We start from the raw sequence: 7,938 nt of genomic DNA on the forward strand, positions 1-7,938 counted from the left end.
CCCCGGGGGGTCAGCGCCACCCGAAACACGGGGCTCGATGCCGTGCGTGGCGATTACGTCTCGTTTCTCGATGACGACGATGTGTATCTGCCCGACCATCTGCGGCTCTCGGTCGAAGCCCTCGAAGCGCACGCGGGCGACTTCATCAGCGCGGCCTACATCGCGGCCTTCGTCGAGCGTGACGTCGCAGGCGCCTTGACGGTGCACTCGCTCTACGTCTACGACGGGGTCTACAACGGGCTCGTGATGAACGTGTGGCAGCCGGTGCTGGTGCAGAGCGTCGTGGGCCGCGCCGCGCTGCTGCGCGACGTGCGCTTCGACCCCTCGCTGCCCGTCGCCGAAGACTTCGAGTTCCTCATCCGGCTCGGGCGACGTGGCGAGTTCGGGTACCTGCTGCGACCCACCTGGATGATCACGGTCTACGACGAGCAGGGAAGCCTGTCGACCAGCAACAAGTACGCAGAAGCGCTGCGCCGCGTCTACGCGCTCCATCCCCTCGAGAACGCCCCTTCGCTGCAGGCGCAGCGCGAAGCGCAGCTGCAGCGCTACGATACCCTCGGCGGCCACAAGGAGCCGTGGCTGCCCCCGCTTGGTCGCCTGCCGCAGCGCATTCGGCTCGACACACTCGATGATCTGAGGAGGAAGGTCTGATGAACCCCGACCGCTTGAAGCTCACCCCGAGCTCCCCTCGCGCCACCCGGCAATCGCCTTCCCCCCATCCGGAGTGAGCGGTCCTGCCGACGCTCGGGCAGGGGCGTGCGAGCCGAGCGCCCCCCTGCAAACCCGCACGACGACGTGTTCCTGCACTCGCACAACGACTACGATCGCGCCCACCCCATCGACGACGCCCTCGCGGCCCACGCAGACGGCCTCGAGGTCGATGTGCACCTGCAGAACCAGGTGCGCTGGCACTGGCCGGGCCTGTCGAGGCTGGCCCATGGCGACCTGGGGTTCCGGCGCGAGCCGGCGCTTCTCGTGGGGCACGGCAGCCTCGAGGCCACCCTGCATCACGACGCGCTCGAAGACCTGTACCTGAAGCCGCTGCAGCAGAAAATCGACGCCGCTGGCGGCCAGCTGCCCGATGGCCCGCTCACCCTCATGATCGATCTCAAGTCAGAGAAGCGCGACGGCGACAAGATGTCGGCCTGGAAGAACATCGCGCCCGTGCTCGAGCGCTACAGATCGATGCTCACCCGTTACGAGAACGGCCGCGAAATCCCCGGCGCGGTGAACGTGGTCATCAGCGGCACCACCCCCGAGGTGCGCAACGCCATCGCGCAGGCGCCGACACGCTACACCGCCATCGACGGCACCCTGGGCGATCTCGACCATTCCCACTCCCCCACCCTCACCCCGCAGGTGAGCGCGCGCTGGAGCGACGTCTTTCACTGGAACGGCAAAGGGCCCATGCCCGAGGCCGAGCGAGAGCGGCTGCGCGATCTCACCGCAAAGGGGAACGCCCAGGGCATTCGGGTGCGCTTCTGGGAAGCACCCGACAACCCCCAGGCCTGGAGCGAGCTCGTCGATGCCGGCGCCGAGGTGAACACCGACCAGCCGCAGGCGTTCGCCCGCTGGCTCGAGCAGCGCCAGGGCGCCGCGGGGAGCTGACCGCCGGTCAGTTTCCGACGAAGGCGTCCGGCAGGTTGAACTGGTTCACGCCGGCGCCAGGGGTTCCGAAGGGGGTCCACCCCGCGCCGCTCATGTCGCTGATGGTGACGATGCGGTTGTTGCCCGTGTCGTGAATCACGATGCGGCCATCGGCCAGAACCTCGAGACCCGAGGGCTGGCGCAGCTGGTTCGTGCCGGAACCGAGCGTTCCGAACGCCACCCAGTTCGACCCGCTCATGTCGTCGAACCGCACGATGCGGTTGTTGCCGCTGTCGGCCACGTACATGCGCCCCCGAACGTCGAACTTGAGATCGACGGGCTGCGAGAACTGGAACAGGCCGCTTCCAGTAGAGCCGAAGGTCGTGATGTGCCCGCCCCCGATGCCATCGATGCGCACGAGACGGTTGCTGCTGTCGGCATACGTGATCGACGTGCCGGTCGGGTGCACCCGCGCCACGAGCGGGCCCGCGGCACCCGTCGCGTAGGTGCGCCAGTCTGAGACGTGCTGGTTCTGGCCCAGGGCGTGGGTGTCGTTGAGCTGCACCAGGCGGCGGTTGCCGTAGTCGGCCACCAGAACGTTGCCGCCGCTGGCGCAGCGCGCGGGGAACTGATCGACGCTGGTGGGGCGGTTGTACTGGTTGAACCCGCTTCCGGTGGCCCCCATGGTGGTCCACTGGCCTGGCTTGAACGCGGTGAAGCGCACGATCTGGTTGTTGCGCTGATCGGCCACGTAGACCACGGGATTCTTGCTGGTCTGGCCGTAGACGGCGCTGCGGGGCTGGTTGAAGCGGAAGTTCGCCCCCTGCTGGCCGAGCTCGCCCACCGACTTCCAGCCCGTGGCGTCGCTCTTCAACTGCACGACCCGGTTGTTGCCCGTATCGGCCACGAGCAGATCGACCGTGCCTGGTGCCGGTGGGGTGGGAGAGGTGTCGGTGATTGTCAGGCTTGCCGCGGCGCTCTGCGCGCCCATGGTGGCCGTGATGGTCGTCGTTCCCGGCGCCAGGCCCAGCGCGGACCCGAGCAGATCGATGGCGGCCACGAGGGGGTTGCTCGAGACCCACGACGCTTCGATGGTGACGTCTTCGAAGGTGCCGTCAGACAGCTGGGCGGTGGCGATGTAGTCGAGCACGTCACCCACCCCACGCACGGCAGTCGCAGGCTCCACCGTGAAGCCCACGACGGCGGGCTTCACCACCGTGAGCGCCGCGGTTGCGGTGAGGCTGTTGAACGTGGCCGTGATGGTGGTGGCCCCGGGAACGAGTCCGACTGCGATGCCGCTGCTGTCGATGGGGGCCACCGCGGGTGCGCTCGAGGTCCAGGTCACCTGGCGGGTGACGTCGACCGTGCTGGCGTCAGAGAAGGTGGCGATGGCGATGAAGCCTTGCGTGTCGTTCACGAAGAGGCTGGACGTGGTCGGCGTGATGGCCAGCGAAAGCATCGTCACCGGCGAGGTGACCGTGATGGTGGTGCCGCCCACCTGACCGCCGAACGCGGCGGTGATGTTGACGGGGCCGCCCGCCTTGACGCCCAGTACGGTACCCGCGTCGTTGATGGCGGCCACCGTCTCGTCGGCCGAGGCCCAGGTGGCGAACGCGGTCACGTCGCGCGTGCTGGCGTCAGAGTACGTGGCCGTGGCCGTGAACGGCTGGCTCGCGCCCACGGCGATGCTGGGGTTTGTTGGGGTGACGGTGATTCCCGTCACGGTGACGGCGCCGGTCACCGTCACCTGCGTGTCGGCGGTCTTGCCGGCGAACGCGGCGGTCACGGTGATGGGGCCTCCCGCCGTCACGCCGAAGACCACGCCCGCGCCGTCGACGTCGACCACGTTGGCGTTGGCCGACGTCCAGGTGGCGCTCCCCGTGACATCGGTGGTGCTGCCATCCGACCAGGTCGCCTTCGCGGTGAGGGGCTGGCTCGTCCCCGCGACGAGTGAGACCGTGGAGGGCGTCACGGTGATCCCCACCAGGGTGCTGGTGCTCACCACGTCGACCTGGGCTGAGGCGGTCTGTCCCTCGAGGGATGCCGTGACCGAGGTCGTGCCGTCGGTGACCCCGATGACCGCGCCCTTGTCGACCGCGGCCTTCGTCGCGCTGCCCGTGCTCCAGTCGACATCATCGGTCACGTCCTTGGTCGAGCCGTCGGCAAAGGTTGCCGTGGCGGTGAAGCGCACGGTCTCTCCCACCTGCACGGTTGCGGTGGGCGGTGTGACGGCGAGCCCGGTGACGCCCACGCTGAGATGGGCCACGCCAGCGGTGTCTCCCACAGCGGCGATGATGTCAGTCGCTCCAGAAGAGACGCCCGTCGCGCCGCCCGCGTCATCGACGGTGGCGACGGCGGCATCGCTCGACCGCCAGGTGGCGTCGTGGGTCACATCGACCGCGGTGCCGTCGGTGAGGGTGGCCGTGGCCGTGAACGCCTCGGTTCCCCCCACGCGCACCAACGCGTGATCGGGGGTCACATCGATGCGCGCGATGCTGCTGGTGCCGCGAATGGTCACCACGGAGACCTGCGACGGGAGCACCGTCGCTCTGGGCGCACGGTAGCCCGCGCTCCGAGCCTGGGCGTCGGTGCACTCGACGAGCACCCGGTAATCGCCCGCCGGCACCTGGGGCACCACCACGCTCATCTCCGAGGCGCCGGCGGGCCGCTGCGCCGTCACCGTCGGCACCACGGGCTGTCGCGTGCCGACCTCGACCACGCTCACGCGCACCGTGGTGGTGTTGGGGAAGTTGGGCGTGAGCTTGCCGACCATGCTCGGCTCCCTGTGGGGCGCCTTGGCGGTAGGGTAGAAGATGTCGACCTGCACCGCGCCGACCTGTGCCCCGCCATCTCCGCCGCTCGGCGCAAGGGGGCTGCCCGGTGCGGGCGGATGGCCGCCACATCCGCTGAGTGCCGCGACGAGCAACAGGGAGAGTGCTACGCAACAGGTGAGCAGAAGTCCGCGAAGACGGGGGGAGCGAATGGGGGGAGCCTTTCGAGGGGGATTTCCGGGAGTAGTATAGGGCCGGCATGCTTTTTCCTTCTGCGGAGGCGGCTTGCTCGCGGCCAGCTTGCCAGAGGCGGGTGCCTCGAACAGGCAACCCTCCCGCGTGAGGCGAATCACGGACCGTCCTCGGCAAGCGCGCTAGACTGAGGGCAGAGGAACCACGAAGCGCGAGTGCTTCGAGCGAGAAAGGACACGGGACATGAACCTCAAACCTCTTTTCACCGCCCTGCTCATGGGCGCGCTGGCCCTGCCAGCCCTGGCCGATGCGCCAGGCTCTGCGACCATCAAGAGCACCTCTGGAAGCCCTGCCCAGCACGCCACAACTGCGCCAAACCCGTCGGGCGCGAGCGCCATCAAGAAGCTCGACACGGTTGATCTCGTCGCCTTGAAGCTCGAGCTCTCGTCAACCAAGAGCGGGGCCGTGCAGCCAGGCAGCGCGGTGGAAGGCGGCAGCCCGCTCAATGCGATGGTGACCGTGCGCAATCAGGGCAACGTGGCCTCTGCACCGTACACAGTGAAGGTCAAGAACGCGACCGGCGTGCAGTTCTTCACGTCCCCCCAGCAGCCACCGCTGGCTCCAGGGCAGCAGGTCCAGCTCATCGTGCCCATCATCGCCTGCGCAAGCTCATTCGTGGCTGTGGTCGACTGCACGCCCGACGCGTGTCCCCCGAACAACACCTCAGCCCCCTTCAGCATCAAGCTGTACACCGCCTGCGACTTCCATGCCAAGAGCATCGCGCTCTACAAAGACGGTCAGCCCATCTCGAGCGCCACCGCGGTCTACCCCGGGCAGAAGCTCGAAGCCAGAATCACCTACAGCAACGTGCTCTCACTGGGCCAGGGAACCTTCCAGTTCCACGTCGATCTGCAGAGCCAGGACGGGCAGACCGTCACCTCGCAGAAGGCAATCACGAGCTCGGCCCAATCTGGCGTCGAGCGCGTCGACGTCCTCTCGTTCCAGGCCCCCCCCGTGGCCGGCGAGTACACGTACCGCGGCTTCCTCAACCCGCCTCCAAACGCAACCGATAAGAACACGTCAGACAACTTCACCCCATGGGCGGGGCTCTCAGTAGTGAAAGCTCCCCCGCAAGCCGTCAAGAAGGTGCAGCCGTAGAGAAGGCGCTTCCCGCCCAGGCCGATGCGCCGCCATCACGACAGATTCAGACAACGCCTGCTGATTCAACCGCCACAAAGACGGTCAAGCCGAAGGACCAGTTCCCCCAACCAGCCCAGGTGTCAATGGCCCTGAGCTACGGTCTGCAAGACATCTCTGGGGCGAACGTCCAGACGGTTCCACCCAGCGTCTGAGACTTTATCCCGCAACAAAGCAGTCCCAACCCCACGCACCTCGTCTATGCCCCGCTCGTTGAAGGCGTGCGTCTGGCAGGTCTTCTCCCCGAGGACCGGCAGGCGGACGCGCATGCCTTCAGGAGAGCCGCCTTCCCTTGACCACACCTCGAACGAACGTCTGATCTCCTCCACCCGGTGTTGCGTCCGGCCCCGTCACAACCGCAGGCGAACGAGGCTCCGTGCCCCCGCGGTCGCGCAGGCTGCCACGCTCTCCACGCGGCATCGGCGGCAGGAACTCCTCGCGATTTCAAGGAAGCACCGTCCTCCATTCGCGTGTCAACCAACATGGAGGAGCCTCAGGACCCCCCTGGAGCGCCCGCGATTCGCCGCCTGCCGGACCTGACAGACAAACGCCGTGATAGCCCCTGCTCCCGTTGCTCGGACCGATTACCGCAAAGCGCTCCTCCTGTTCACGCCCCTCGGGGCGCTGACCGTGCCCGTCTACTGGCACCTCGCGCAGCAACCAGAGACTCCCCCCTCGCTCAGCGTCTGGACCCTCGTCGCCCTGTCGGCCCTCGCAAACGTCGTGGTGCTCACCTACCACCACCTGATTCCCGCCCACCCGAAGTTCATGCTGCGGCCCTGGCGACGGGCCGTGCTTCGCATCCACGTCCTGTCCGGCACGGTGGAGCTGTTCGCCGGGCTCACGGCGTGCCTCTGGCCGTCAACGTGGGCCGGCTCCATCACGGCCATCGCCGCCATCTTCTTTCACGTACCGTCGGCACTCATGCAGACCCGCATCGTCTTCGGCAGCCGCGCCGTCATGGTCCCCTCATACCTGCTGTGCATCATCACGCACGCGTTCTGCGCCGCCCAGCTCCTGCTGCATCCCACCTCGGTGATGTGGGCGACCCACACATTCATCATATTCAACATCTATGTCTGGTGTCGCGTCTACTACTACACCTTCGACCTGACAGGGCTCTTCGCCGGCAATCGCTACACGGTCTCGATCCTCTTCGCCGGCGCAACCATGCTCACCCCGCTGCTCGGTGCCCTCGGCTTCCTCATGCTCGTAGGGTTCGTCGGGACCTACGTGCTCTTGTATCGCACCCTGTACATCTCCACCGAGGCCCAGATGCACGACTTCGTGCACGAACGCCAACGAGAGGCGGCCGCGTCCGTTCACTCCGAGCACCCGCTCGAGGGGATCGAACCCGTGACCGACGAGGCCGCGCTCGCCGCCCAGTTCGCTTCGCTTGACACCGACGGTGACGGATTCCTCAACCGCGACGACGTGCGCCACGCTCTCGCGGTGTGGCCCGTCTCGCCAGCCGTGCTCGACGCCTACGCACGGGAAGTGACCGAGCAGGGCCCGCTCGATGCGGAGGGCTTCCAGCGTCGCGTCTGGTCGATCGACGCGGTGCGTCAGCACGGACGCAGCGCCCTCGCCTTCGAGCGCGCGGTGACCGACCGGGACCGAGCCGAGCTCGTCTTCAGGCAGCTCGATCGCGACGGCAGCAACGATATCGACCTCGGCACACTCCTCGAAGAATGGGGACTTCCGCCAGAAGAGACACAAGCATGTCTGCACGACCTCGCCAAGACGGGATCGAACGTCCATGCCCTCGACTTCGAGACATTCTTCCACCGCATGCCAACGGTATGGCAGTTCATGTATCACCACGTCCTGCGCATCGCCTACGGTCGAGAGCGAAGCGAGATGGTGGGGCGGGCGCTGCGGGTCATGCGAGAAGCGTGGCGCGCACGCGCGCTCGGCGACCGGGTTCGCCAAGACCTGCTCTTCCGGGTGCCCTTCCTCCAGCAGGAGTGCGACAGCCTCATCTGCGATCTGGCCGCTTCGGCGACCGTGGTCCGCTGCAGCCCGAACGACATCGTCATCGCCGAAGGGACCGTGGCAGATCGGTTCTTCGTCGTCGCCGACGGGCACCTGCGCGTCACCTGCAACGAGGAGCCCATCACCGAGCTGGGGCCCGGCGCCTGCTTCGGCGAAGGCGCCCTGCTCACCGACGAGCCGCGAGCCGCTACCGTCA

Annotated in this window: 6 protein-coding genes; 4 read left to right on the plus strand and 2 right to left on the minus strand. The window is 67.4% G+C overall.

Going from position 1 to position 7,938, the window contains the following annotated elements; translation table 11 throughout:
- The coding region (locus EB084_15045; protein ID NDD29572.1) for a glycosyltransferase at positions 1-651 on the plus strand (651 nt) is incomplete at its 5' end.
- A 105-nt stretch (positions 652-756) separates the two neighbouring features.
- On the plus strand, positions 757-1,608 hold the full coding sequence (locus tag EB084_15050; protein ID NDD29573.1) for a hypothetical protein: 852 nt from the start codon (positions 757-759) through the stop codon (positions 1,606-1,608).
- A gap of 7 nt (positions 1,609-1,615) precedes the next feature.
- On the opposite strand, the gene EB084_15055 is transcribed toward EB084_15050, so the two are convergent.
- Positions 1,616-4,414: a hypothetical protein gene (locus tag EB084_15055; protein NDD29574.1), complete on the minus strand. Its 2,799-nt coding sequence runs from the start codon at positions 4,412-4,414 to the stop codon at positions 1,616-1,618.
- Between the two features lie 379 nt (positions 4,415-4,793).
- Here EB084_15055 and EB084_15060 point away from each other — a divergent pair, with 379 nt between their 5' ends.
- Entirely contained in the window at positions 4,794-5,708 is a 915-nt protein-coding gene (locus EB084_15060) for a hypothetical protein (GenBank protein NDD29575.1), read from the plus strand.
- A gap of 122 nt (positions 5,709-5,830) precedes the next feature.
- Here EB084_15060 and EB084_15065 read toward each other — a convergent pair whose 3' ends face one another.
- Positions 5,831-6,016, minus strand: coding sequence for a hypothetical protein (locus EB084_15065; GenBank protein NDD29576.1), 186 nt, complete (start codon positions 6,014-6,016; stop codon positions 5,831-5,833).
- Positions 6,017-6,299: 283 nt separating this feature from the next.
- On the opposite strand from EB084_15065, the gene EB084_15070 reads away from it, so the two are divergent.
- A partial coding sequence (locus EB084_15070) for a Crp/Fnr family transcriptional regulator (GenBank protein NDD29577.1) occupies positions 6,300-7,938 on the plus strand: 1,639 nt, incomplete at its 3' end.

The organism is Pseudomonadota bacterium, assembly GCA_010028905.1.
Lineage (GTDB): Bacteria > Vulcanimicrobiota > Xenobia > RGZZ01 > RGZZ01 > RGZZ01.